General features: G+C 45.9%; 24 protein-coding genes. 6 read left to right on the top strand and 18 right to left on the bottom strand.

Features of this window, described 5'->3' with window-relative positions:
- Positions 1 to 11: 11 nt before the first annotated feature.
- Positions 12 to 236, top strand: a complete 225-nt coding sequence (locus tag V1501_RS03815; RefSeq protein WP_409291526.1) for a DUF1128 domain-containing protein — start codon at positions 12 to 14, stop codon at positions 234 to 236.
- Between the two features lie 47 nt (positions 237 to 283).
- Here the strand turns inward: V1501_RS03815 and map are convergent, their stop codons facing one another.
- The 7 genes from map to V1501_RS03780 all read right to left on the bottom strand — a co-directional run bounded on the left by map (position 284) and on the right by V1501_RS03780 (position 7,042).
- Positions 284 to 1,030, bottom strand: a complete 747-nt coding sequence (map, locus tag V1501_RS03810) for a type I methionyl aminopeptidase (protein ID WP_409291525.1) — start codon at positions 1,028 to 1,030, stop codon at positions 284 to 286.
- Positions 1,031 to 1,126: 96 nt separating this feature from the next.
- Complete coding sequence (locus V1501_RS03805; protein WP_409291524.1) at positions 1,127 to 1,639, bottom strand: type 1 glutamine amidotransferase domain-containing protein; 513 nt, start codon at positions 1,637 to 1,639, stop codon at positions 1,127 to 1,129.
- Between the two features lie 364 nt (positions 1,640 to 2,003).
- Positions 2,004 to 3,845, bottom strand: a complete 1,842-nt coding sequence (locus V1501_RS03800) for a family 43 glycosylhydrolase (RefSeq protein ID WP_409291523.1) — start codon at positions 3,843 to 3,845, stop codon at positions 2,004 to 2,006.
- 111 nt (positions 3,846 to 3,956) lie between these two features.
- A complete protein-coding gene (locus V1501_RS03795; protein WP_409291522.1) occupies positions 3,957 to 4,856 on the bottom strand; it encodes an alpha/beta fold hydrolase in 900 nt (299 codons plus the stop codon).
- Between the two features lie 103 nt (positions 4,857 to 4,959).
- Positions 4,960 to 5,745 carry a flagellar motor protein MotB gene (motB, locus tag V1501_RS03790; RefSeq protein WP_409291521.1) on the bottom strand — a complete coding sequence of 262 codons (786 nt, stop codon included), beginning with the start codon at positions 5,743 to 5,745 and terminating at the stop codon, positions 4,960 to 4,962.
- Entirely contained in the window at positions 5,738 to 6,529 is a 792-nt protein-coding gene (motA, locus tag V1501_RS03785) for a flagellar motor stator protein MotA (RefSeq protein WP_409291520.1), read from the bottom strand. The genes motB and motA overlap by 8 nt, the downstream gene beginning before the upstream one ends.
- Before the next feature lie 132 nt (positions 6,530 to 6,661).
- On the bottom strand, positions 6,662 to 7,042 hold the full coding sequence (locus V1501_RS03780) for a DnaJ family domain-containing protein (protein ID WP_409291519.1): 381 nt from the start codon (positions 7,040 to 7,042) through the stop codon (positions 6,662 to 6,664).
- A 329-nt stretch (positions 7,043 to 7,371) separates the two neighbouring features.
- Here V1501_RS03780 and V1501_RS03775 point away from each other — a divergent pair, with 329 nt between their 5' ends.
- Positions 7,372 to 7,821 (top strand): C40 family peptidase, encoded by a 450-nt coding sequence (locus tag V1501_RS03775; RefSeq protein WP_409291518.1) that lies wholly within the window; start codon positions 7,372 to 7,374, stop codon positions 7,819 to 7,821.
- A gap of 114 nt (positions 7,822 to 7,935) precedes the next feature.
- Positions 7,936 to 8,094, top strand: coding sequence for a hypothetical protein (locus V1501_RS03770; protein ID WP_409291517.1), 159 nt, complete (start codon positions 7,936 to 7,938; stop codon positions 8,092 to 8,094).
- A 50-nt stretch (positions 8,095 to 8,144) separates the two neighbouring features.
- Here V1501_RS03770 and V1501_RS03765 read toward each other — a convergent pair whose 3' ends face one another.
- The 4 genes from V1501_RS03765 to V1501_RS03750 form a co-directional block, all read right to left on the bottom strand.
- Complete coding sequence (locus V1501_RS03765) at positions 8,145 to 9,485, bottom strand: ABC transporter permease (protein ID WP_409291516.1); 1,341 nt, start codon at positions 9,483 to 9,485, stop codon at positions 8,145 to 8,147.
- Positions 9,482 to 10,174: an ABC transporter ATP-binding protein gene (locus tag V1501_RS03760; protein ID WP_409291515.1), complete on the bottom strand. Its 693-nt coding sequence runs from the start codon at positions 10,172 to 10,174 to the stop codon at positions 9,482 to 9,484. The genes V1501_RS03765 and V1501_RS03760 overlap by 4 nt, the downstream gene beginning before the upstream one ends.
- A 427-nt stretch (positions 10,175 to 10,601) precedes the next feature.
- The gene (locus tag V1501_RS03755; protein WP_409291514.1) at positions 10,602 to 11,177 is read right to left on the bottom strand and encodes a cupin domain-containing protein; all 576 of its coding nucleotides are present in this window, start codon (positions 11,175 to 11,177) and stop codon (positions 10,602 to 10,604) included.
- On the bottom strand, positions 11,161 to 12,843 hold the full coding sequence (locus V1501_RS03750; RefSeq protein ID WP_409291513.1) for a M20/M25/M40 family metallo-hydrolase: 1,683 nt from the start codon (positions 12,841 to 12,843) through the stop codon (positions 11,161 to 11,163). The genes V1501_RS03755 and V1501_RS03750 overlap by 17 nt, the downstream gene beginning before the upstream one ends.
- Positions 12,844 to 13,115: 272 nt before the next feature.
- Here V1501_RS03750 and V1501_RS03745 point away from each other — a divergent pair, with 272 nt between their 5' ends.
- Positions 13,116 to 14,393 carry an MDR family MFS transporter gene (locus V1501_RS03745; RefSeq protein WP_409293242.1) on the top strand — a complete coding sequence of 426 codons (1,278 nt, stop codon included), beginning with the start codon at positions 13,116 to 13,118 and terminating at the stop codon, positions 14,391 to 14,393.
- 265 nt (positions 14,394 to 14,658) lie between these two features.
- The gene (mreBH, locus tag V1501_RS03740; protein ID WP_409291512.1) at positions 14,659 to 15,666 is read left to right on the top strand and encodes a rod-share determining protein MreBH; all 1,008 of its coding nucleotides are present in this window, start codon (positions 14,659 to 14,661) and stop codon (positions 15,664 to 15,666) included.
- A gap of 460 nt (positions 15,667 to 16,126) precedes the next feature.
- Here mreBH and V1501_RS03735 read toward each other — a convergent pair whose 3' ends face one another.
- The 5 genes from V1501_RS03735 to V1501_RS03715 form a co-directional block, all read right to left on the bottom strand.
- Positions 16,127 to 16,627, bottom strand: coding sequence for a hypothetical protein (locus tag V1501_RS03735; RefSeq protein ID WP_409291511.1), 501 nt, complete (start codon positions 16,625 to 16,627; stop codon positions 16,127 to 16,129).
- A 189-nt stretch (positions 16,628 to 16,816) separates the two neighbouring features.
- Entirely contained in the window at positions 16,817 to 18,712 is a 1,896-nt protein-coding gene (abc-f, locus tag V1501_RS03730) for a ribosomal protection-like ABC-F family protein (protein WP_409293240.1), read from the bottom strand.
- A 290-nt stretch (positions 18,713 to 19,002) separates the two neighbouring features.
- Complete coding sequence (locus V1501_RS03725) at positions 19,003 to 19,128, bottom strand: RAxF-45 family protein (protein WP_409291510.1); 126 nt, start codon at positions 19,126 to 19,128, stop codon at positions 19,003 to 19,005.
- A gap of 384 nt (positions 19,129 to 19,512) precedes the next feature.
- Positions 19,513 to 20,067 (bottom strand): MFS transporter, encoded by a 555-nt coding sequence (locus V1501_RS03720; RefSeq protein WP_409291509.1) that lies wholly within the window; start codon positions 20,065 to 20,067, stop codon positions 19,513 to 19,515.
- The gene (locus V1501_RS03715) at positions 20,064 to 21,515 is read right to left on the bottom strand and encodes an FAD-dependent oxidoreductase (protein ID WP_409293238.1); all 1,452 of its coding nucleotides are present in this window, start codon (positions 21,513 to 21,515) and stop codon (positions 20,064 to 20,066) included. The genes V1501_RS03720 and V1501_RS03715 overlap by 4 nt, the downstream gene beginning before the upstream one ends.
- A gap of 331 nt (positions 21,516 to 21,846) precedes the next feature.
- Between V1501_RS03715 and V1501_RS03710 the strand changes: the two genes are divergently transcribed.
- A complete protein-coding gene (locus tag V1501_RS03710; RefSeq protein WP_409291508.1) occupies positions 21,847 to 22,863 on the top strand; it encodes an NADP-dependent oxidoreductase in 1,017 nt (338 codons plus the stop codon).
- A 522-nt stretch (positions 22,864 to 23,385) separates the two neighbouring features.
- Here V1501_RS03710 and V1501_RS03705 read toward each other — a convergent pair.
- Positions 23,386 to 24,636 (bottom strand): DUF445 domain-containing protein, encoded by a 1,251-nt coding sequence (locus tag V1501_RS03705; RefSeq protein WP_409291507.1) that lies wholly within the window; start codon positions 24,634 to 24,636, stop codon positions 23,386 to 23,388.
- A gap of 187 nt (positions 24,637 to 24,823) precedes the next feature.
- Positions 24,824 to 25,882 carry a DUF3900 domain-containing protein gene (locus V1501_RS03700; RefSeq protein ID WP_409291506.1) on the bottom strand — a complete coding sequence of 353 codons (1,059 nt, stop codon included), beginning with the start codon at positions 25,880 to 25,882 and terminating at the stop codon, positions 24,824 to 24,826.
- Positions 25,883 to 26,390 lie beyond the last annotated feature (508 nt).

The raw sequence follows: 26,390 nt of genomic DNA, 5'->3' as shown, positions 1-26,390 counted from the left end.
GAGGGTAGAAAATGGATTTGACACAGAACACGCCGGAAAATGTAGAATACATGGTGGAAAAGATTATTGAAAGATTAAAGGTCATGAATATCGGTGCGGTAAAAGCCTCTAATTTTAATCAGGAAATGTACGAAGAGCTTCACGACATTTATGCAATGGTCATGAAGAAAACCAATTTCACTCCGCGTGAGCTGGAGGCCATAGCTGAAGAATTGGGAAAACTGAGGAATGCCTGAACAGCTCTGAAAAAATAAAAAAAGCATCCTTGGATGCTTTTTTTATTTTACTGTTCGGTTAAAATAATTGGGCCTTTCCCTGTGATGGCGATGGTATGCTCAAATTGGGCAGACAAACCGCCGTCCGCTGTCCGCGCCGTCCATTTATTCGAGTCCATCTTACTCTGGCAGGCTCCGGTGTTGATCATTGGCTCGATCGTAAAGACCATCCCCTCTTTAATCCGGATTCCTTTTCCAGGCAATCCGAAATGTGGAACATCCGGCTTTTCATGAATGCTGGCACCAATGCCATGGCCGATGAAGTCGCGTACAACTGAAAACCCTTCTGCTTCAGTGAATGTTTGGATGGCATGCCCGACATCGCCGATCCGGTTTCCTGGCTGTGAGGCATCTATTCCTCTGTACAGAGCTTCCTTTGTCACTGATAACAGCCGCGAAGCTTCAGGAGATACTTCGCCTACGGGATAAGACCACGCCGAATCTGCAAGGGCGCCATTTAAATTAACCACCATATCGATGGTTACAATGTCTCCGGTTTTCAAAGGTTCCTTCCGAGGGAAACCATGGCATATCTCATCATTGATGCTGGCACATGTAGCATACTCATAGCCCCTGTAGCCCTTCTGCTGAGGAGTGGCGCCATGTTTTTTCAAGAATCGCTCCACGAATGCATCAATTTCCCAGGTTGTTATACCGGGGGCGACCAGGCTGGCAATTTCCCTGTGGCAGGCCGCCAGCAGCCTTCCAGCTTCATGCATGGCTTCTATTTCCCGGCTCGATTTGTTCACTATCATCCAAAACACTCCTGAATATACTGTTTTCCCTTATTCTATACCAAAATAAAAAAAACGGAAAACGGAGTATCTCCATTTCCCGTTCTGCTTGTGTCATTAGCTTAAAAGCTTCAGTGATTCTCTCGAGAATGCTGGAATATCATCCGGGGTACGGCTGGTAACCAGCTGGTTTCCGCATACAACTACTTCTTCATCCTTGAAATTTACACCGGCATTTTCCATGTCCACCCGGATTGAGGTATAGCCTGTAGCTGTCCTGCCATCAAGTGTCTTAGCCGTAATCAAAAGCTGCGGTCCGTGACAGATAGCAAAAACAGGTTTTTTCTCATCCATGAAGGACTTAGCAAACTGAACAAAGCGTTCATCAGCACGAAGCTGGTCCGGCGAAAACCCGCCAGGAATGAACAGCGCATCAAAGTCTTCCGGCTTTACAGAGTCAATGGACTCATCGATTGACACTTCCACTTCCCCCTGTTTACCCTTGACCGTCTTACCTGCTTCCTTCTCAATTGTAACCACTGTATGGCCTGCTTCCTTAAAAGCCTGCGCCGGGTCTCTGTACTCTGAATCTTCAAAATCACTAGTAATTACACATGCAATCTTACTCATTTATTTCCATCTCCCTTGCAAGTTCATTAAGTCTACAGGATTATAATTCCCTGTATGTATATCGTTAAACTTGTTTTTGCAGGAAGATGGATAAATAATGGAGGATATTCAGGGTTCTATTTAGGCATACCCAAAGGAGCCTTAACATGCCTGCACATACAGGCTCTTCTTTTTGGTATTTTTAAGGCGTGCTGGACGCTGGCCATATTTAGTCTTTAGCGATTCTTTACAACGTGCACTGCCGTGCCTGCACGCTTTTTTGATTGGAAATGTTTTTTAACAAGCAGTTTGGCCTGCCCTGCTTCCTTTTTGGTTTTAAAAGATTCTTCACGCATGTTTGCCAGCCTGGTCAGCCAGCCGCTCCCTACTTCTTTCCTGTTTCCTCAAGTGAGATATAATCATATTCGGCCTTACCTCCAGGGGAAGAAATCACGATGGTATTGATACCCGCTTGTAAGGATGTTTTTACCGTATAGCTGCCCCAATCTTTCCCGGAGCTATTAAGGACGGTAACGCCCTTTCTGGCGCCTGCTATGAATATCTGCTGTTTCTTGCCTGCCTCGGTTTTCGTTCGGACAGTAAGGTTATACTCGCCAGCTCTGTCTGTCCTGATCTTGAACACGGCCTTGCTGCCTTTTGGCGCAGCCATTTTTAGTTTATTGGACGCAAGGGCATCTGTAATCATTTCGCCACTCTTGATGTCAGCAAGCTCGGCTTCGTATTTAAAGATTTTCACATTTTTAGGTACCAGCTCAATGGAGTCGATTTCTGTGAAAAGCTTCCCTTTTCCAAGGCGGATTGAATTTTGCCCTTCATTCAAGGTTACTTCTTTTTCAGCTTCTTTCCAGCTGTCCCAGCCAAATGGCTGATAAAACAGTTCCTGCTGCACTCCGTTCACACTCAGGATGTGGCTTGTCTCTTCCCCCATGCCATTGGAATATCTGACTTTCAGGATGTAGTCTCCTTTTGGCACGTCGACACTAAAATCAATATAGCTGTCTTCAAAGTCGATCATCCCGACCTTTGCCCCACCGGAAGCGCCGCTGTTTTCCACCACCCTGGCATGGTTTACCAGTGCCTTTTCAGCTTCGTATTTATAAGACTTGCCAGGCTGACCTGGAATGACTCCCGGGCCTGATCCTTCTGAAGGTGCCTTTAGAATTGAATCAACGGCAACCGGCTTCCTGAAGTCAGGGGTGCCATCTTTATTCCAGAAAAACTCCTGCATCCTTACACTCCGGTTCCATCCCGCCCCTTTAAACTTGGCAGCATGGTAGACGATCCAGTCCTGCTTTCCATCCGGGGATTTCACAAAGCTGTTGTGGCCGGGGCCATACACATTCATGGCAGGATCGCTCTTGAAGACCGGCTGCTCTTTTTTGGTCCATGAATCCTGAAGCAAGGGATTCCTTCCATTCAGCTCCAATAATCCGAGGCAGTAGTCATCTGTCCAGCTGCCGCTTGCAGAGTAAATAATGAACACCCTGCCTTGTTTATTTTTCAATATTTGCGGCCCCTCATTGATAAGCGGGGTGCCGTTTTTTTCCCATGCCAGCTCTGGGCGTGATATTTCAACCCGCTTTCCGCCGATGGTCCATGGGTTTTTCATCGGTGCAATATATAGGTTTTGGCTGACGTTTTCATCGCCTTCCCAGCCTGACCAGACAAAATAAATTTTTCCTTTATAGGAAAGGACAGTGCCGTCAATCGCCCATTTATCGGAAGGATCCGTGATTTTTCCGAAGTTAGTTCCCTCCGGGTGATGATAGCTCCCCATTGGATTGTCCGTGTCGGACTCGAGCACATACATCCGCTGTTTTCCCATATCACCATCTGACGCAGCATAGTAGATATACCATTTCCCCTCAATAAAATGCAGTTCCGGAGCCCATAGATGCTCGCGGTTCGGCGCATCCTTTTCCGGAGTCCAGACAGTCTTTTTCTCCGCAGAGCTAAGCTTTGTCAGGTCTTTTGTCTTCCATATCGTGATATTGCCGCCAGTCGTCTGAGTGTAATAGTAAAAACCATCACTGTGCTGAATGACCCAGGGGTCCGCCCCATCTCCTATCACCGGGTTCTTAAAGGTTTTCTGAACGGCAGGATGATTTCCTTTGGACTTTGCCGCAGCCTCCCCAAGACTTCCCGTCTGAATAAGCGCAAGCATTAAAATGGCAATTGTTAACTTTTTCAGGACTTTCACCAGCATGATCCCCTCCTGTTTTGATTAGCTGTCCCCATCATGATAACGCTTTCTTAAAATTCAGACAACTTTCAACTCTATCTGATATTTCCCATAGTTCGTCTGTACTGTTTTATTTTAATAAATACTCCTATCTCCCCGGAAAGGAATAGGTTCTGCCGAATATGCCTGCTGAATCTTCTCAAGTATCTCCTTCCATCTGGATAGAATCATATAGTGACGTCTGCCCTGGATGATATACAGCTCAGCCTCATTATACTGGCTCTGTAAAAAGCCTGAGGATTTGACATTAGCCATGCTGTCCTTGTCTCCCTGCCAGATGAAGACGGGAAAGGATGCTTTTGCACGCTGATAATCAGCAGAACAAACAGCCTCAAGTTCATGGCAGAAAGAAAGCCCCTTATGCTGAAAGCCCTCCACCCTTGCTCTGTCAAGGAGATTTCTCGTCATTCCTGCCGGCCGCCTGTCATCCTTCGGCATTTTTTCCAGGGCCCTCTTGATTTTCCCATTCAATTTACCATTGATTATTCTGCTGAAAAGACTGGCCAGCCTTCTTAGGAATGAAGGGAATCGGGTGACAACAAATCGGATCGGTCTCCACTTTCCCGGCATAGCAGCCCTTGCATCCTTGCGCCCGATCGGAAGGGTGCTGGCGATCAGCGTCAGCGATATGATCCGGTCTGGATATTTAGCGGCAAAAGCCTCTGCAAACAACCCGCCTGTTGACCATCCTGAAAGTGCAATCCTTTGAATATGCAGGTTATCCAGCAAATCACGTACGTCATCCGCAAAGTCTTCTGCTGTATAGCCTGGATGTACGCTTGACTTTCCATAGCCTGGCCTGTCCACCGCAAGCAGGAACAAATTTTTCTCCTTTAGTTCCTCGCTGTGAGCAAGAGTGATGGATGAAGGCGAACCAAACCCGTGAAAATATACTACCGGTCTCCCGCTTCTCTTTCCCGTTATTCTATACGAAAGCAGCCTGCCATCCGGCAGCCTATATACCTCATGTTCCATATCGCATCTCCTAGTCAGGGGGACTGGCCCCATTTCCCAAATTGTTTCCCGCTTTTTGACCAAAAGAAACCCTGGCCTCCTTTAGGCCAGGGTAAGTGATTGCTTATGGTCTGTTCAAGCTATTGCTTTGTTCGCGGGGCATGATGAGAATTTCCACTCTCCGGTTTTTTGCTCTTCCTTCATATGTACTGTTGGAGGCAACCGGTTTGAATTCTCCATATCCTTTTGCGCTGAAGGCTTGCGGCTTCAATTTTTTATTTTCAAGGAGAAGCTTCATGAAATTAACCGCGCGCATGACACTTAAATCCCAATTGGATTCAAACTCTGAGGTGCTGATGGGATTATTATCTGTATGGCCGCTGATTACAATGCTCCTCGGAGGATTCATCACCAGCAGACTGGAAATTTCCTTGGCAAGGTCCCTGTCTGATCCTCGGATCTCGGCAAGTCCTGATCCAAACAGCACTTTGTCACTGATCGTGACCAGAAGTCCTTCATCCGTCAGCTTGGTTCCAAGCCTGCCGCTCAGCTTGTTGTTCTTAATATACGTATTGACCCTTTGCTGAACCTCAGCCAATTCCTTTTGGTCTCTGGTTGAGAGGCCGTCTTTTTTCTGTTCATTGCCATTGATTGCTTTTTTTTCTTCTTTATCCAGCTTTTCAGGTATCTCCGTTTCAGCGGGGCTTGGGTAATCAAGCACTCCTGTACCTCCAGTAAAAACCTCATTGAAAGCCTGTGATACCAGCTGGAATTTCTTGGCATCCACTGAACTCATGGCAAATAACACGATAAACAGGGCTAAAAGAAGGGTCAGCAGGTCTGCATAAGGTATCAGCCAGCTTTCATCTACATGATCTTCATGATGATGCTTTTTCCTTCTCTTACTCATCCTGTTTCACTTCACCTTCAAGCCATTTCTTCCTGTCGCTTGCCGGCAGGTAAGAAGTCAGCTTTTGTTCAATGGTCCGCGGGGCTTCCCCTTCAATAATAGAAAGAATGCCTTCTATCATCATCTGCTTGATTCTAATTTCTTCCTTGGACTTTCTTTTAAGCTTATTTGCAAACGGATGCCACAGCATATACCCTGTGAATATTCCCATCAATGTGGCCACAAAGGCAGCACTGATGGCATGCCCCAAAGCTTCGGTATCCCCCATATTGCTAAGTGCCGCTATCAAACCGACAACCGCCCCGAGCACTCCGAGGGTCGGTGCATAGGTACCTGCCTGTGTAAAGATCGCAGCACCCCCTTGATGCCTCTCTTCCATTGCATCGATTTCCTCTGTAAGGATATCCCTGATATAATCCGCACTCTGGCCTTCTACAGCCAGGTTAATGCCATTACGCAAGAACGGCTCCTCAATTTCTTCTGATATCGTCTCGAGAGCGAGAAGTCCTTCCTTCCTGGCGACCAGTGCCCATTCAGAGAATGTTTTAATGACTGCTTCTGCACTGATCAGCTTCTGCTCCTTGAATAGAATTTTAAAAAGCTTTGGCACCTTTTTGATTTCATTTGTCGGAAAAGCTACCACTACCGCAGCTATTGTGCCGAGTACAATGATTAGGATGGCCGCAGGGTTTGCAAGGGCAACCGGGCTGACTCCCTTCATGACCATTCCTACCCCTATAGCAATTACAGCAAGGACCATTCCTATAATCGAAGTTTTATCCATACGTTCCACCTGTCTTTAATAAGTCGAATTTCATTCATACTTTTATATCGGATAAAACCCTAAATTCGTAAGTGCTTTTCACGATTTTTTAAATAGAGCACAAAAAAACCGCCCTCATCTTGAGAGCAGCCGTTATTTCCCTGCCAATTTATCATACACCTTACTGGAGTATTGCTTGAACCCGCTGGAGGCACCAGTGCCCCGCTTTTGCATAGTCTTCCCGAATTGCAGGAGCTTTTCATTCAGCTGCCGCTGCAGACCTTCCCTCTCTCCTTCATCCTTACAGGCCGATAATAAATCCTCAAGCCCGATGAGTTCTTTTCTCAGTCTGTCTTCCTGCTGCTGCAGCATACCGGCATTTTCCATCAACTTATAGGCCATCCGCAGGCTCTCCGGGATAGCTGAGTCATCCTTCAGGATGAGGGGCTGGCCGTAACCTGGAAGATTATTGAACTCTCCTTCTTCAATCGACCTTTTTATTTTATCCTCTGCTATCAGGTGGGCGATATCCATTCTTTCAGTCTCCTTTTCAGATGACAAATGTTATCAGCAACACTTTAAGGATTTGTTATTACCCGGTTTTTGATTTTCTTAAACCCTTGACTATTTGGGAAAAATTCACGGATTACTTCCTGCGCGTTTTCGCTAAAATCTGTCTGTTTTGGTCACAAATATTCCTTTTTGCTGTAAAACAAAAGAAATAAATGCGTATATTGTCATCTTTTGTAATATTATTGTAACGAAACTTACACTTTTTTGTAACTAATTTTCTGAAAACTTTTTGTTATATTATATTTAGTTAGGAAAACTCAGCAAATATTTCATGAGCCGGAGGTTTTAAAGTGAAGAAAGCCGTTATTTTGCCCCTGCTGATCCTCAGCATCCTTATAGCCATTTGGACGCCAGCACCGGATGCACAGGCAGCCAGCTCAGCCGATACAGTGATTAACACAGGAAAGAAATACATAGGAACAAAATATAAATACGGCGGCACAACTCCGAACGGGTTCGACTGTTCCGGCTTTGTCGGCTATACGTTTAAGAAAAGTGTAAAGAAAGAACTTGCACGCACAGCTTCTGCCATGTATTCAAACGGCAAGTCAGTCAAAAAGGCAGCCTTGAAAAAGGGAGACCTCGTATTTTTCAGTACATATAAAAGAGGTGCCTCACATGTAGGCATTTATGTTGGTTCCAATCAATTCATCCACGCTTCCTCAAGCGGCGTAAAAATCGACTCCATGAATAACGTATACTGGCAGCCCAAATATTTGGGCGCCAAGAGATATTTATAACCAGCAGACGGTCCGCCCGTCTGTTTTTTTGTGCCCCTGTCCACATATTCCCGCTTGTAGACGAACGAATTCCTGAGCAAACTTTGGATAGTCCATAAAAAGGAGGAACAGTCAGTGGCACGAGGCAAATCATTCAATCACAAAAGAAAAGGACATCCCGGCAACTTTCCCGAGCATGCCCAGGCAGAGGCGAAGGATCATTCCGGGGATCCGGACGTTTCCAAAATCGTCTCCCTGGAGGCAGTTAAAAATCGGGTGAATTTAGACAGATAACACTAATCAGATCGTTCGGGGAGGGTCAGCCTCCCCTTTTCATATTGCCATCAAATTTCCCGCCTCAGCGCACTCAGCACATCTACATTTGTTGCCCTTTTAGCTGGCCGGTGACCGGATATAACCGTAACTGCACAGCATATGATTACACAGATGAGCGGAAGCGACAGCGGTATGTAGCTGAACATGAGCCCTTCCGGAGGTTCCTCATTAAAAAATTGCCTGATGATGAGAGGAATGCCGGCGTTTACAGCCAGACTGACCAAAAAGGCAGCAGCCGTCCCGATCAATGCACCCCATATGCCTATATAACTGCTTTCGAGCAGGAAGATGCTTTTTATCGTTTTTGGACTTGCCCCAATAGCCTTCATGATGCCGATATCGGCTGCACGCTCTGTAACGGCCATGGTCATGGTGTTATAAATCCCTATAGAAGCAATCAGGATGGCGATTGTCCCGATAATGATAAGACCGGCCTTGACAATAAGGAAAACCATATTAATCTGCTTCATTTCATCTACAACTGAATACGTCAGGTAATTCTCCTTTTTCAAATGATCATTGATCCCTTCAACCGCTTCAAGGTTTTTGGCGTATATCCGAACTTCATCATAAGGACTGATTTCCCCTGATAAGGGAACTTCCTTTTCATCCGGCTCTCTCTTTATCCCTTTTGGTGTTCCTGTAAAGGCTTCGATTTTTCGAAGCATAACTTCTGAAATCATGACTTTTGAATCGGTCATCCACTTCTTGGCCGGTTTTTCAGCTACCCCGGCAATCACAAGCGGAAACGTCTTTTTAACCTCCCTGCCGTCCTTCCACTGGGAAACAATCAGATCTATCTTCCTGCCCGCCAGATTTCCCTTGAATTGATATTCAGCTTTAATCCCGTTTTTGTCATACAGCTCTTCTGATTTCACACCTCCCTGAACCATTTGTTTTCCAAAGTCATAGCCTACAATTATCTCATTGTCAGCCTTCGGAAGACTTCCTTTTGACAGTTCAAATCCTGCTTTGATTTCTGATGGGATATGGGCAACATATGTCTGGGGTGTGATTTCATATTTCCCTGCCTTGAACAGCCCCTGCTGCAGGGCCTGTCTTCTTGTCACGGCCTTCACATCCTCCAGCTTCTCAAAAACGGCGATATCCTTATCTGTAAGCCCTGCAAATTCCCCTTCTAAAGACTCCTTGCTCTGCACCTCTATCTCTGTTACAACCCGCTGTTCTGTCATGTCCTTGACAATAGATTTGTGGATACCGAAACCGACGGATGTGAGCACAATCAGGAATGCACAGCCCATTGCAGTCGCCAGGATTGTCATATATACCCTGGTCTTATTTTTCTTCATATTCTGCCTGACGAAACGCAGCTGATCCTTCATTCTCATACAAAAACCTCTTCCCCGGACAGCATGCCGTCCTTAAGCATTATGATTCTGTCACCGATATTTGCGACTTTTTCATCATGTGTGATAATCACAAAGGTGATTCCCAGCTCTTCGTTCAATTCCCTGATGATACCAAGCAATTCGTCCTCTGTTTCACTGTCCAGGCTTCCGGTCGGTTCATCTGCAAGGATGAGCGGCGGATTCACAACCAGTGCCCTTGCTATGCTGACTCTCTGCTGCTGTCCCCCTGATAATTCACTCGGATAATGGTCCCTGAAATCCGTGAGCCCCATCCTCGAAAGCATGTTTAACGCCTTAATCTTCCTTTCTGCTTCAGAGACTCCCTTTAAAATCAGGGGAAGCTCAACATTATCATAAGCAGTCATACTCGGTATCAGCTGAAAGTTTTGAAAGATCACCCCGATATTCCTTATCCTGAAAGCTGCTGATTCCGCTTCTGTCATGACTCCCACATTTGTTCCATTGATGAAGATATCTCCTGTGCGCGGCTTGATAAATCCGCTGATCAGATTCAGCAGGGTCGATTTCCCCGAGCCGCTCCGGCCGGCAATCGTGAGGATCTCTCCCTTCTCCACGTTAAGCGAAACATCCTTCAGAACCTCAATCCTGGTTTCTCTGCCTTTTTTGCCAACCCGGAATTCATGGCTTAAATTAGATATTTTGATCATACCGTTTCTTCTCCTTCACAGTGTATGTATTATGTAAGTCATACACTTTATATATGTACTATACAAGTAGTACACTGCGATGTCAATCTGGTTTTTCAATTTTTTTCCTGCAAAACTTTCCGTATTCCGTCCGGAAAGAAAATGAACAGAGCCCCCTAAACAGGCTCTGCTCACTTTTTCTTTATGAGGTCAATCAGGTAAAACCCTTGAACAAAGATAGCCGAGATAAGAATGATCATAATCCCTCCTAATTGTATAGACAGCTCCTTCCGTTCCATTTCTTCCTGAAAATATTGTGCCAAGCAGAAAGAATAAGATAATACTGCCCAGTACAGCTAACAAGAATATACTGATATACCTGGCCATGGAATACCTCCGCTGCATATTAAAAAAAAGGGCATAACTGCCCTTTCTCCCTGGATAAACTCTATTCCTGCGACATCACCCAGATCCCCGCCGCCCTGCCGCTCCCGATATTCCGGAAGCTGTGGGGAATGCTGCTGTCAAAGGTGATGCTGTCTCCTTCCGAAAGCACATACACTTCATCCCCGACGGAGACCTCCACCATTCCTTCCAGGATATAGCCGCTTTCTTCTCCTGAATGGAGCATCTGAGGCTGATCTTCTTCCTGGGCTTCATCAAGGATCATCTTAAAGAATTTATATTTCCGTCCGGTATTGGGAGCAAGCATTTCATACCAGACATGGGGACGGGACATTTCCATTTTTTTGTGTTCATTTCTCCGGATGATTTTCACAGAATCAGGTTCCTGCTCTTCAAAGAAGGAAAACACATCCACCCCTAAAAAGAAGCTGAGTTTCCAGAGCGTATCAAGGGAAGGGGCCGCCATTCCCCTCTCAATCTGCGAAATCATGCTCTGGCTTACCCCTGTCAGATCAGCAAGCTTCCCTGCTGTATATCCCTTTTTCTTCCTATAAAAATGAATTCTGCTTCCGATCAGCTCCTTGGGGAGCTCCGCCGGCTGTTCAAGCCTGCTCTCCATGAAGGACGCCTCCCTTCAGTACGGAAAGCACCGCATATTTAAGTAATGCCGGGGCAGCTGTCAATGAAAAAGGAAGCTCCAGCCGTTCCGTCCGTTTATGGGCATCCTTGCCATACGGTCCTATATTAATGGTGGGGATATTCAGGTCCTGAATCAGATCCAGCGGAATATTATAGCCTTTTCCGTAAAGCGGCATTTCCTTTTCAAGGGAAGGAATGACTTCCTCCGCATCCAGCAGCCTGCAGTAGCTCACATCCGATAGTCCTTCAAAGAATGTCTTCAGCTGTATTTCCTCGCCGAATGTATATTTGGCGTAATTCTTGATTTCTTCAGCCATTTCATAGAGCTTTTCCTCTTCAGGCCGCTCCCTGTCCAAGTGTACATGCGGGTAATAAGGGGGAGCGAACATCACCAGGTAAAAAGGGGCCAGATCCTGAAAAAAGCTGCTGATTCCCCTGGCAATCTCCACGGAGAGCTGCCGGTAATCCAGTTCTTCAGAAGTCTGCTTGTTGACCAGCTTCTCCATGGCCCCTGTAAAATCTTCACCATGCCTATCGCTGCCAAGGGTATAAAGCTCAGAGTACGTGTAGACCTCTGGCTTCAGATGGGAGACCGTTTCATCGGTGAACTCCAGACCATCCTCCAGATATGCCTGTACCGTCCTTCCAAATATATCGGCTGCACTCTCATTCGCAAGGCCGATCAGTTTTTCCAGTACATCCTGCGGGCTTTGCTGCAGTGTGAGGATATTATATAAAAGATAGGCATCTGTCGGCGTCTGGACATTGTAAACATCCTTCAGATCTGCGAGCTTCAGGCAGGTTGGCCTTGGATTCCGCTCCTCTCCCACCTTATCCCTGAAACAGCTGGAGAGCTCGAGCTTATTCGCCATGGAAGCTGCCATCCATGATGCATTGACGCCTTCGAGCGGCTCCCCTACATGCGTTTCCCTTCCATTACAGTAGATGAGCGGCAGCAGCTTCCCTACAGAACCAAGGTAGACATATTTAGTCCTGTCACCCGGATAGCCGGCAAAGCTCGGTTCACTGCAGATGCAGACTTCGTACTCCAGACCGTATTGCTCCTTAAGCTGGCTCAGGAGCCTGATTCCTTCAAACATCCCCTCCGAATTTCTTTCCTCATCCGGAGTGGCAAGAAGCAGGATATTACCTTCAAACTCTTCATCACCGGCAATTTCGGATAAGAGGGCCAGCTGCAGTGCAAGTCCTGCCTTCATATCCATGATGCCCCGTCCAAATAGCCAATCGCCTGATTCCAGGTCTTCTTTCACATCCTCAGGAAGCGGCTCTGCATGAAGAAGTGCCGTATACTCGTCCGGATTGAAGGCGTACGGCTTCAGATATCCATAATCCTCTACCCCTACCACATCGTAGTGGCTGAGCAAAACCACCGTTTTCCTCGATTTTCGGTTTCCTCTATATAAAGCAGCAACAGAATGCCTATTCAGCGAGTCATTCTGAATGGCCTGCTTGTATACTAATTCTTCATTCTTTTGGAAATAGGGTATTTCTTTCGTAATCTTTACAATCAGATCAGCCATGTCATTTTCCTGGACTGATCCGGAAATGCTCGGGGTCTCAACCAGTCTCTTAACCAGATTCAGGATTCCTTCCTCCGTGTTCCAATGTGTATCAATGTTACACATCACTTGTGCCCCCTTTCGAATATTAACTGTATTTATAATTATATTATTCTTACTTTTATTTTCGTACATCCTGTTATAATTTTCAATCTTTTTTTACAGCCCTTTTTCTTTTCATTTACCGGATTTATGACTGCCTTCTCCATAGGGCAAAAATATTGTCTGGGAAATATGTCTTATTGTGAAACTTTGTTCTTTTATTGTAAACACTGTTGTCAGATTCCCTCCAGAAAAGGTAAGATTAAATGGAATTTACAGAAATGGAGATTTATTGCATGCGGCTTCGGGATTGGAACAAAAACCTAAAAATCCGCCTTGGGGCGGAAGCACTTGTAAATATTACGTTTTGGATGTTTTTTCCCTTCCTTGCCATTTACTTTACCGATTCCTTTGGTAAGAACATGGCTGGAATGCTCCTTATTTTATCACAGGTGTTCGCAGTAGCTGCCAACCTGCTGGGAGGATACTGCGCTGACCGGTTCGGCCGGAAAAGGATGATGGTCATCTCTGCAGTCGGGCAGGGTGTCTTTTTTGTTTTATTCGCTTTCGCTAATTCACCCTGGTATGAATCGCCCCTGGTGGGCTTCATCTGCTTTACAGTAGTCAGCATATTCGGGTCTTTTTACTGGCCTGCCAGCCAGGCAATGGTTGCGGATGTGGTGGAGGAAAAGGACAGGAATGATGTCTTCGCCGTCTTTTACACCTCCATTAATATTGCAGTGGTAATAGGCCCTGTCCTCGGGGGCATTTTTTATGCAGATTACCGCTTTGAATTGCTGCTGGCATCAGGATTGCTCTGCATCCTTCTCGGCGCAGTGCTGTCCAAATATATTGATGAAACAGCCCCGGCCTTGCAGAACACAGCGGTCGCTGGGAAAAACTCGAACTGGCTTTCTTTCTTGAAGCATCAAATCTATGAATATGGAATTATTGTAAAAGATAGAACGTTCCTATTATTTATAGTGGCAGGAGTTCTGGCAGCACAAACCTTTATGCAGCTCGACCTTCTCATTCCGGTGTATACAAAGGAAGTAATAGAGGAACAAACCTTATTCTCCCTCGGAACCTGGTCATTCAGTCTTGAAGGAGAAAAAGCCTTTGGTCTCCTTATTTCCGAAAATGGATTCCTGGTTGCCCTCTTTACCATCGTAATCTCCCGCTGGATGTCCACCTTCAGGGAGCGTAATGTATTCGTGGCCTCCTCCATCATCTATGGTGTGTCCATACTTGCCATGGGACAGACCGGCCTTCTTTGGGGACTTATCATTGCTATGGCTTTCTTCACCCTTGCAGAGCTCATGACCGCAGGAATTCAGAATGGATTTATATCCAAACTTGCTCCTGAGCAAATGCGAGGGCAATATTTTGCCGCCGCAAGCCTGCGTTATACAATTGGCAGGATGGCTGCACCTCTTTCCATCCCGATGACCGATGTTATCGGTTTCGGCTGGACATTCGGAATACTCGCACTGCTCGCCTTTTTGAGCGCTGGATTATACTTCATCATGTATAATCGATTTGATAAAATGGAGGCGGGTAAGGCAGCCGGTTGACTTAGGAAGGCTTATCTATCCGGATAAGCCTTTTTTCCTGTTTTTTTCCATGACCATATACCTGATATATACCTCATCTACTAACAATCCACTGAATTATTTGCCCCTGCTTCCACTTTCCTGCAATTTCCTGTTACTAAAAGCCCGGACTTCCGGCAGGATTTTCGACTTGAACCAACAATTACCATCAGCTGAAACCGACAAAAAAGTTTAATTTTAGGTAGAATGCTTTTATGGGGTTAAACTCTATGAAAGGGTGATTAGTATGTTCTCTAATAGTGAAATAGGAATTGATTTAGGAACCGCAAATACACTTGTATATAGTAAAAATAAAGGAATCGTCCTTAATGAACCATCCGTGGTTGCCATAGATACAGAAACAAAAACGGTTCTTGCGGTCGGGACAGAAGCAAAAAATATGATCGGCAAAACTCCAGGAAACATCGTGGCCGTGCGCCCGTTAAAAGATGGAGTCATTGCAGATTTTGATGTCACAAGCCAGATGCTGAGGCAGATCATGAAAAAGGCAGGAAAAAAACTCGGCTTCTCCATCAGGAAGCCAAATGTAGTGGTATGCACACCTTCTGGGTCTACGTCTGTTGAAAGACGTGCCATCCATGACTCAGTCAAGAGCTGCGGTGCCAAACAGGTGCATCTGATTGAAGAACCGGTAGCAGCAGCCATCGGTGCAGACCTTCCAGTCGACGAGCCAATTGCAAACGTAATTGTCGACATTGGCGGCGGCACCACTGAAGTTGCCATAATTTCGTTCGGCGGTGTTGTATCCTGCAACTCTATCAGGATCGGCGGCGATCAGCTTGACGAGGACATCGTCCAGTATGTAAGAAAGAAATACAACCTCCTGATCGGTGAAAGAACGGCAGAGAAAATCAAGATGGAAATTGGATACGGCCTGGTTAAGCATGAGGAACTTTCCATGGAAGTGCGCGGACGCGATCTTGTAACTGGGCTGCCAAAAACTATTTCTCTGGCATCCTATGAAATTCAAGATGCCATTAAAGAATCTCTGCTGCATATTCTTGAAGCCATCCGCGCCACACTTGAAGACTGCCCGCCGGAACTAAGCGGTGACATCGTCGACCAGGGTGTCATCCTGACAGGCGGAGGCGCCCTTCTGAACGGCATCCAGGAATGGCTCAGCGATGAAATCGTAGTGCCGGTCCACATAGCGCCAAATCCGCTTGAATCCGTTGCAATCGGAACCGGACGCTCACTTGATGTTATCCATAAACTGCAGAAAGCAGCCAGATAATAAAAAGAACAGCCGGCTATAGAAAAGGCCTATGTGATTTCAATTCACATGGGCTTTTTCGTTTTTTCCGTTATTTAAATGGCAAATATAAGTTAACTGCAGCCAGCGATTTAGGGATTGACGAGTAAAGTCTCCTGTTCGGATAGTAAATTTGATTTTCGGCGAGTAAAGTACCCTGTCCAGCTAGTAAATTTTCATTTCGGCTAGTAAGACACTAAGTTCGGATAGTAACTATTAAATTCCCTCGCTTTTATTCTTACTTAAGCATGAAATATGCTCCATTTCAGCGAGAAAGGCCATTTTCCATCATAAATTCCCTTGTTTCGGCTGGTTGTTAATCAAAAAAACCACATATATGTTAAAGCCCTTCATTTTTCCGGACTTTCAGGTCCCTTTCCCTCCCTTTTGATCTGCGATACTAAAAAGACCGCCACCCAGCGGGATAGCGGTCCAAATATTATTATTGAAGTTCAGCACTGAAAGTAGGTGCTACCAGCTTTTGGCCTTCGAAAACTTTTTTAAGCTTTTCTTCGCCTTTTGCAAAAGTTTCGTTAGCAGCATCTAAAGATGGTTTGTCTTTCTTGAGTTCTTCTGCTTTAGCCGTATAGGAATCTGTGAAGTCCTTAAGAGCGGCTTCGAGATCAGATTTCTGGTCTTTCAAGTCAGCAGGAACTGTAACTGTCTTGATTTCAGCGGCTACAGCTTCAGCAGAAGCAGCTGCTTTCGTTTTAGCTTCAGCAGGCGGTGTCGTTTCTGATCCTTCATATGCATTAAGATCGCTGTCTTTTGCATTGACTTTCGCTTTTAGGTTTAGGTAGAAATCAAGCAGTGAACCCGATACATCTGTTTTTTCTTCTTTTGCTGTCTCTTTGTTTCCAGAAGCTTTGTCTTCTTTGTCAGAGCAGGCAGTCAAACCGATGGCAAGTGCCAGCGCTGATCCTAACATTAAAATCTTTTTCATATAAAAATCCCCCTTTTATACCTGGTACGAAGCTGCTGAACGCGCTTCACTTTTTAACGGGAATTCCCAATCTTTTGAAAATTATCCCGCCTTACATATTACCATTAGCCTACCATGTAGTAAAGAAAGTATCTGAAAAAAACAAAAGATTAAATTATATGAAAATTCAGATATAAAGTCAAGATTTTTTTATCCTTCCAGGATGTGATCGAGCTCCTCGTAAAGCCGGGAATGCTCTGCCTCCAGTCCCGCCTGTTCCTCATAAAGCTTCTGCAGGCGATTCAGATCTCCTTCCGTCTCCATCCTCCCGGCAAGAACACTCAACCGTGCTTCCACTTCCTTCATTTCCTCTTCCAGTTCCGAAATATCCTTTTGGCGCTTTCCGGAAGATCGTTTCTTATCCCGCTGTGGTTTGGCTCCACCCGCAGCTTCCTTCACCGGTTCCGAGGCCCCTTCCCGATTCTTCATTTCCATTAGCTTTTTCCTTGCCCAGTCATAGCTGCCGGGGAAGGTATGAAGACTTCCATTCTCCAGCCAGCACGTTTTAAGGAACATTTTATTGAGAAGGTACCGGTCATGGGAAACACAGAGGATCGTCCCGCTGAAAACTTCAAGCGCTTCCTCGAGCACTTCCCTGGAATCGATATCAAGATGGTTGGTCGGTTCATCAAGGATCAGCAGATTGATATCCTGATGCATGAGCACAGCCAGTCTAAGGCGCATCCGTTCGCCGCCGCTGAGCTGCCCTACTTTCCGGAAAACCGCCGGTCCGTAAAACAGGAACCGGGCCAGCACATGGCGGGCATCTCCTTCTGTCATGACAATATCCTCACGGAACGCCTCCATGACGGTTTGTTCGGTATTCTGGAGGAAAAGATGCTGTGATAAATAGCCTGCCTTGACACTGCTTCCTACACGGACTTCTCCGGCATCCAGAGTCAATTCACCCATGATGGCCTTCAGTATAGTCGATTTTCCTGAACCATTATCCCCGACTATTGCAACCCTTTCCTGGAAGTAAAGCTGGAAGTCAAGGCCCTCAAATAAGGATTTATCCCCAAAACTTTTACGGGCATCCAATATAGACACCACATCCTTGCCGCTTCGCTGGCCTGATTCAAGACTCAGTCCCATTTTCTTCCGTTCAAGGATAGGGCGCTTCAGCTTTTCCATTCTCTCCAGGGCCCTTTCCATGTTCCTCGCCCGTTTATGGAGTCCTTCATTTGGGGGATTGGCCTGATTTGCCCACTCTTTCAGCCGTTTTATGGCCTCTTTCATCTTTTTAATCTTTTTCTGCTGTTCCTGGTAAGCCTGGAATTCTTCAAGCAGCCGGGCTTCTTTCTCCTTAACGAAACCGGAATAATTGGTATGGTATACTACGGCTTCCCCATCCTCGAGGTCTATAATCTTTACTGCCACCTCATCAAGGAAATACCGGTCATGGGATATAACCACCACTGTGCCGCGATATTCCTTTAAGAACTCTTCCAGCCATTCAACAGCACTGATATCCAAGTGGTTAGTCGGCTCATCGAGCAGCAGGACATCCGGCGAAGTTAACAGCAGCATGCCAAGGCACACCTTCGTCTTCTCCCCTCCGCTCAGTGTTTCAAAATCAGAGTCCATCAGGTGCTGCAGATTCAATCCTGTTGAAATCCTGGCTACTTGCGCGTCCATTTCATAGCCGCCATTCAGTGTAAACCTTTCCTGCAGAGTGCCGTATTCAGCAAGGATTCTGTCTAAATCCTGCCCTTCTCCTGCCATCCTTTCCTCCAGCTCTTTCATCTTCTTCCCAAGTGCGATTGTATCTGAAAAAGCAGATCGCAGGACTTCTTCAGCTGTCATCCCCTTCTCAAAGGAGGGAATCTGGGCAAGGTACCCAAGTCTCGCTGCTTTCTTTATGGAGATGACTCCTTCATCAGGCTGTTCACTTCCTGATAGTAATTTCATGATTGTCGTCTTGCCGCTCCCGTTTCTTCCGACAAGGCCGATCCTTTCCCCCTCTTGAAATTCCAAAGAGAGATTTTCAAAAATTTTAGTTCCTCCGAACATTTTGCTTATCTTTTGCAGGCTGCATACTATCATCATCAGATCCTCATTTCTATTTAATTTTGGTTCTTGCTTAGGACTCCAGCCAGCAAGGAACTGGACAAGAGCAGGAATAAACACAGTAAGTCGCTGGAGCTGAGTACGGCGGGTTTGACAGTAAGATAAATGGTGTTAAAAGTCTTATGCAGTGCAAGCTCCGCTCCTTTTCCACAAAAAAAGCCCACAGAAAAGAGATGACTTTTCCGTGAGCTTAAAAAACAGGAAAAAGAGGCCTAAGAGCCCCTTTCCTGTAATCTATATAAGCGGAGAAGAGATATCTTTACGTTTTATTGGGCTATGCAGTTTTTAAAAAAGGACAGACTTCCCCCTTTAAAAACAACTGCATGAAAAATAGCACGGCAAATATAAATATAATCCAGAAATTGCGCGCGCATCCCAATATAACGTTCCATCTCTTCACCTCCTTAAATCGTCTAAATTATGTGATAATTATACCTTTATTACCATGATCTTTCAACCTGTTATATTATGTTATGCAGCCGCGGTTTTTATGCCATAAAAAAAGGCACAGACAGCTGTCTGCACCCTTTTTCATTCCTAACCCTAAAATTAGGAATGGCAATGTTTTAAAAACCTGCGGCCGAATCGATATTAAGTATATCGATTAAGGACCAGCGTCCCTTTGTTACGCCAGGTATATAATCCTTGCCAAGCATTGCCCGTTACTCCATTTGAAGTCGCTGTTGGTCGATACATCGCTTCCCAGTCCCTTCATATTTTGTATTTTGGCGTTGCCTTCTTTATATACCCCGGCTATTTTCCTGTAAACGTTCTCTTTACATTTTCTTAATAAATGCCGTGCTAACAGCAGGACTTTTTAACAGAACCAGCCCGCTCACCAGAAAGAAGATGGAGGCTATATAAAAGAGGGCGTTAACTGTAAAGAAATCAATAAGCAGGCCAGTGGCAAAAACAGCAGCTGCTGATAAGAGGGATGTCCAGAAATGATAGCCTCCTATCTGCCTGCCTCTCTGCTTTCCTTCTGTCAATTCGGCTACCATCCCCTTCTCTGCCGTTTTCTGCAGACCCCCGAGGAAGCCGAGGATGATCTGTATAAAATAAACCTGACTGAGACTTGTCAGCAGAGGGATGAATAAGTAGACCACTGCCATTCCAAAGGCGTATACAATCAGCAGGATTTTGCTGCCTGTTCTGTCAAGGACCCTTCCGATGGGGAGATGGAAAAAAGCAGAGCTTAGAATAAACAGCCCATAGGCAAATCCGAATGAAGTGTAACTGGATCCCAGGTTCTTGATGAACAGCAGGTAAAAAGGAAAGGTGACACTTGTTGCCATGAAGGCTATGCTTTGAGAGCTGATCAGCCACTTCATTTGCCATATTCCTCATAAAAGTAGTTCATGAACCGCTCATCGGGATCCATCCGCCGTTTTTGTTCAAAAAATTCCCCTGTCCTTGGATAGGCTTTTTGCATTTGTTTTTTGGTTGGATATTTATAATAAGGCAGATAGTAGCTTCCATTATGATCCAGGGTCACATCAATCATTTTTCTGATGGTCCGCTTAGCAGCACGCCGGTCTTCCTTTGTCAGCCCCTGGTTTATCAGGAGCACAAGAGAAAACATGTCCCGTTTTGAATAGGACAGGACAGCTTCATTGTCTTTTTCGACAAATCTGACGGTTATATTCAACAGATTGAGATCCTCTTTCTCAAGCAGACTGCGAAGGTCATCTATATAGGCTGGAAAATCATCTGCCGGTACAAAATATTCCTGCAGGATATCTGTGCTGTTTTCATCATAGTATTCGAGAAAGGCTGACTCTGATCTCATGACATTATTACGTGATATCAGGTCACCGTTCTTTGACAGAAAGTATTTCTGCTGCAGATTCCACAAAAGATCCTTCCCCCAGCCGGACTTCCTCGACAAACCAAGCATCGGCTTTGTAACCATAGTTCCGCTGTCATCCTTTAGAATTTCATGATCCTTCATGCGGTCCTGATTATCAGCCAACATATAGTCTGTAGCATACATATCCCTCAAGAATCCATCGGGTGCAGTCGATATCCGGGCGAGGTGCATGCGCACAGCCTTGTCTCCCCTGACTTTTTCTTTGAAGAAGCGCGGATACTCATCATAGCTCATGACGGTTGACCTCATGCTGTATAGTTCATTCCGCGTCAATTCCAATTCAGCGTCCAGGATGACTCCAAATAAACCATACCCTCCAATGACATACGGGAAATAATCACTGTTTTCAGCCCTGGATACATTAATGATCTTTCCATCCGGCTTTAGCAGCCTTAAACTGCGGACCGTGCTGATCAAGGAGCCGTTCCGGATGTCCCGGCCATGGACATTGACAGAGAGGGAGCCGCCGATCGTGAAAATATTCTGCGACTGCATCACCTTCACTGCAAGACCATATGGATTAATGGCCTTCTGGATATCATCCCAGGTGGCGCCGCTCTGGACTCGGACCGTCTGTTTTTCAGGATCAACCTCAAGGACTTTTTTAAATCCTGTCATATCAATAACAACAGAATCACGGTAATATGTATGCCCGCCCTGACTGTGCATTTTGCCTGCTATGGATACCTTCAGGTCATTTTCCGCCGCATCCAGGACGGTTTCTTTGATCCCTTCTTCAGTTGTTTCAGCAGCGATACGTTTGACTTTGACAGGCATCAGCCGGCTGACATCCGTCAGTGCCCCTTCATCATGAACAAATGCTTTTTGGGCTGAAAAATAAAAAATAACTCCATATCCTAATAGAAAAAAAAGAACCAGCAGACTTATCCTTGCAGACCTTCTTTTTATAAAAACCTTCATTCACCCTTTCCCCCTTAAGGTAAATTTATACTATTTTCATCCGCTGGTACATATTTTCCCAGCTGTTTCTTTGACGGGGCGTTTAAAAGTTTGTTAGCCTTAATGAAAGACTCATAAAACAACAAACAAGATTTTTCTTCTCCCAGCCCCAGCTTGGAAAGGAACCTGGACAAGAGCAGGAATAAACACAATAAGGCAGGAAGCGGAGTAAGGCACATAAGGAATGCCAGCAGGATAAAAGATGTTAACAGCTAGCTGAAGGAAGCCTTATGAAATATGCAGCCCCGCCCCTTTCCATAGAAAAAAAGGAGTGTGGACCATGAATGATGGCAACAAGCAGATTTTGTTGAAGAATCGTCCAGAAGGAATGCCGGATGAGGGTACATTTGAATTTAAAAATACAGGAATTCCTTCTCCAGCTGATGGGGAAGTGCTTGTAAGGACTCTCTATGTATCGGTTGATCCATACATGCGCGGCAGGATGCAGGATGCCGAATCCTATGTTGAACCGTTCCCGCTGAATGAAGTGATAACAGGCGGAGTCATCGGTCAGGTGGAGAGCTCTAAATCCAGCCGGTTCAATGAGGGGGATATTGTGATCGGCATGCTCGGGTGGCAGGAGTATTCTCTTGCAAAAGAACAGGAAATCCGGAAGATTGAGAAAAACGGTGCCCCGATCTCGGCTCACCTTGGAATCCTCGGCATGACAGGCCTGACTGCCTATTTCGGACTTCTGGATATCGGGAAGCCCAAATCAGGCGAGACTGTCGTAGTTTCCGGGGCGGCAGGAGCCGTTGGTTCGGTTGTCGGACAGATTGCAAAAATACATGGCTGCCGGGTGGTCGGCATTGCCGGATCTGATGAAAAGATCGATTATCTGATCAATGGATTGGGGTTTGATGATGCCATCAATTACCGGACTGCCTCTGACATAGAAGCCGAATTGAAGGAAAAATGCCCTGATGGCGTGGATATCTATTTTGACAATGTGGGCGGAGATATCTCAGATGCCGTCCATACAAGGCTGAACCGGTTTGCAAGAGTGCCTGTCTGCGGTGCCATCAGTTCTTACAACCTGAAAAAGCCAGATACTGGGCCGCGTGTACAGTCACTGCTGATCAAAAAGAGTGTGCTGATGCAGGGCTTTACCGTTGGCAACTACTCAGACCGCTTCAAGGAGGGCGGCAGCGCACTAGGCGGCTGGCTTGTCGAAGGCAGGCTGAAATATGAAGAAACGGTGAAAGAAGGCTTTGACCGCATCCCCGAGGCGTTCCTCGATTTATTTGAAGGAAAGAACATCGGCAAGCAGCTGGTTAAGGTCAGTGAGCCCAAATAAATGAAAAGACTCATTTCCAAAGGGATGTTTTTCTTAAATTTTGTGATGAGATGACATAGATAAGCAGGCTGATTGGAGCCGAAGGTACGAGACTTCTGATTCAGCTCCAAGACTTTCGACCTTCGAGTCATAAGATAATCAGTCCACGGGAAGAAGGCCGCTTCCCACGACCTGCTCGTCTTATGCTTGGCTTTCGCATAAGTGCGACTAAGCTTCTGTCTTCGCTGACGCTTGCCAATCAGCAAGTCTACTTTATCAGGTCGCTGCTTTTCTAGTTAGTTAATGGGTTCTAAAAAATATTTGTCTTCATTGTGCACCCATTTATTTAGCCTGAAAAGCCCGTTCTCCGCCTTTCTGGGAGCTGCGGGACAGGTGAGACCCCGCAGGCAAAATCGGGGAGGCTCACCGCCGCCCCGCGGAAAGCGGGAAATCAACCTTCTTGTCCAATGGCCAAATGTTTACGAGAATATCCATGGAAAAAGAGAGGCCTCCCATCATAATGGAAGTCCTCTCTTTTTGGCATCAGCCTATTAAAATCTTCAGCACTGTGATAATTATTCCGATGATGAATCCGCAGACGGCTCCGTTGACGCGGATCCACTGAAGATCCTTGCCAATATTGCTTTCCATGATTTCAATCAAGGCTTCATTATCGAGTTTATCCAGATTTTCCTGGACGAGTTTCCCAATTTTCTTGTGATTCTCCTGTATGACCCTCGCAATCTGACCTTGCACAAAGTCTTCAATTTTCTGGACTCTTTCACTATCACCCTCAAGAGTCGAAATCGTATTTTCTGCATATGGCAGGAGGAATTCATTCAGCAGGGTTCTGTCCTGAATTTTGTCAAGGAGCCTTTGTCTGGCTGCCTCAAGCTGGCTGGTGAGGAATGGGCCAAGCTCCCATTCAGCCGTTTGTTTCATTTTAAACTCATCTAACTCAGCGAGCAGTTTTTCATTTTCGGTCAAGCCCTGAAGCTCCCGGCGGATATATAAGAGCAGTGCTTTACGGTTAAGATTATTTTCCTGCTTCAGGCTGTCGATTCCTCCAGCGAGAAGGCTTTGGATAATGTTTCCGAGCTTCTCCTCGCTCATGACACTTTGAAAGGACTTGACTGCAAATTGCAGGAAACCGTCAAATTCCATCTGATCAAGCGCCCTCAGAGCTGTCCCTCCCAGCTCCTCGCTTCGATTATTAGAATGAAGCCATTCATCTATCCTCGAGATGAGTTTGTCGAGCAATTTCTCGTCATACTTTTTTTCAATCGTCAAACCGACCGCCTTTTGAATCAGTGCCGGAAGATCTGCGGATGCAGCGAACTGCTTCAGCATCTTTTCGGCTGTGCCGGTTAATTTATCAATCTGGATTTCTTTTACAAGATGAGTAAGAGTGGATTCAATCCCTTTTTTGGCAGGTTCCGAGTACAGTCCTCCCCGCACAAAGGCAAGTACCCTTCTGGTTATCTCAATCTGTTTGATCTTTTCCTGGATGCTTTCCTTGGTCAGCCAGTTATTTTCAAGCGCTGATACAAGCGCCCCTGTCATCCGGTCACGGTTCTTCGGGAGCAGGGCCGTATGAGGAATCGGAAGGCCAAGCGGATGCCTGAACAGTGCAGTGACAGCAAACCAGTCAGCCAGCCCGCCGACAATCCCTGCCTCAAACCCGCCCTGCAAAAGCCTGCCAAAAAGAGAATCCTGAAAAGGCAGAGTCGCCAAAAAACCAATTCCCATCATAATCAGCGATAAACGCGCCAAATGCTTAGAGCTTCTATTCATACCATCCTACTTCCTTCTGCATAAATTATCCCCCCGGCCAAAAACGGCCGCACCTGGATCCTTCCACTTAAGCATAACACCTTTTCCGGCAAGGGGACAGTCCTCCATTTCCCGAACCGGAAAACGCATAGCAGCAAGGGTTCAGCCTTCCCTATCCGGGGGCCAGACCCCATTTCCCGGCCAAAAATCATCCCCGGCTTATTTTTTCCAGAATGTGTTGAATATCATCCGGCTTTGCCAGTTCAACCGGCGAGAAGCCTTTCTCGAAGTTGACGGAGTCTCCTTCTATAACCAGCACATATTTATTATTGACCTTTGCCAGATGTACACTCTCTCCAAAGTCCGAGAGGAGCCCCTGGACAGATATATGATCGAGCTTCATCTTTAATGGAAGATCAGGTGTGTGGCCGATCATTCCTGCAGCGGCTTCGACAATCTGGTCGGTGCTGAATCTCTCCTGCAGCTCACGCTTTTCACTGCCCGCCCAGAGCTCCATCGCTTCCTCCATCTGCTGCCGCTCTTGGCTCTCAGGGGTAAAGGTTTCCTCAATATGTTCCTGAACTATATGGAGCACCTGGGACTTAACGATCTCAGGCAGTGACTCGCCATACTCTACATATTTTAAGAAGTCCTCAAAATAACGGGCATGTGAAGCCTGATTAATTTTCAATTCACTTTCCTCAATGATTCCTTCTTCAGGCATATAGGGATATTGGATGGACTTCATATTTTTCGTGGTGATCGCCATCTCCACATGGCGGATCAGTGTTCGTTCATCTGAAATGGAAGCCACCTTTGGTTCAAAATCGCACTTCATGATGAAGACAAAAGGCTCATCAAAATATTTGCGGAGCTTTGCCCTGGCAACCAGGAAGACGCCTCCCCGCACTGCACTTGTGTCCACATAGGACACAGCGAACTTTTCACTCTCCCCCTGGAACGCCTCCTTGTCTTCAGCAAACCGGACCCGGGAAAATAAGTTGAAGTTTGGATTGGAGGTCAAATCATGGCCTTCTTCTACCACAAAATAGCCGATCTTAGTCGGCACCTCCTCAGATTTCGGGTGGCGTTCCGCCTTTCGCTTAACGATTTTGGCAAACTCCCCATCCAGGAAATCCTTCAGCGGACTGTCCTCGTATTCCTCTTCATCCAGTGTCTGAAAATGCTTATACCGCTTATCAGCGCTCTCTCCTTTTCCTTCCACCTGAACCACATAAAAAGATAGGAATTGTATTTGAAAATCCATTGGATCACCCATTCTAAAATCTAATTAAAACCTCATCGCTTTTTAAGTATAGGGACGGGAGGAGGGACAGTCAATTGATTGGCAGCACGCTCATAGGTGCAGCTTTCATCCTGTTCAGTGAAAAATAGTTGTATAAAAAGATTTTTTCAACATGCCAGCGTAAGACGTGAGAACTCTGTGGGCTGTCAAGCCCCCGAGTCTGTGACTAATTTTCAAAACAGGGAACAGGGTGGATAAGGGAAAAAAGGTATCATTTCACATAATTCCTCTGCTTTCCTGCTCATGTTCTGATGATTTTTACTTCATAATCATATTATTTTATCAAAAGTACAAAATCTGAGAGTGAATAAAAGCATCCACACCACATGATATGACCGTTACTCGCCAAAGCGGGACTTTTACTCGCCGTAATTCCCATTTACTCGCCGATTTTCCAATTTACTCGCCGAAATCGACATTTACTCGCCAAAACAGGGAATTTACTCGCCGATGGCGTTCTGTGAAACTG

Origin of the sequence: Paraperibacillus esterisolvens, assembly GCF_046237625.1 — a bacterium.
GTDB classification, from domain to species: Bacteria; Bacillota; Bacilli; order Bacillales; family DSM-1321; genus Paraperibacillus; species Paraperibacillus esterisolvens.
Note: the sequence above shows the minus strand (reverse complement) of the source record. Positions and strands in the feature narration are given on the sequence as shown.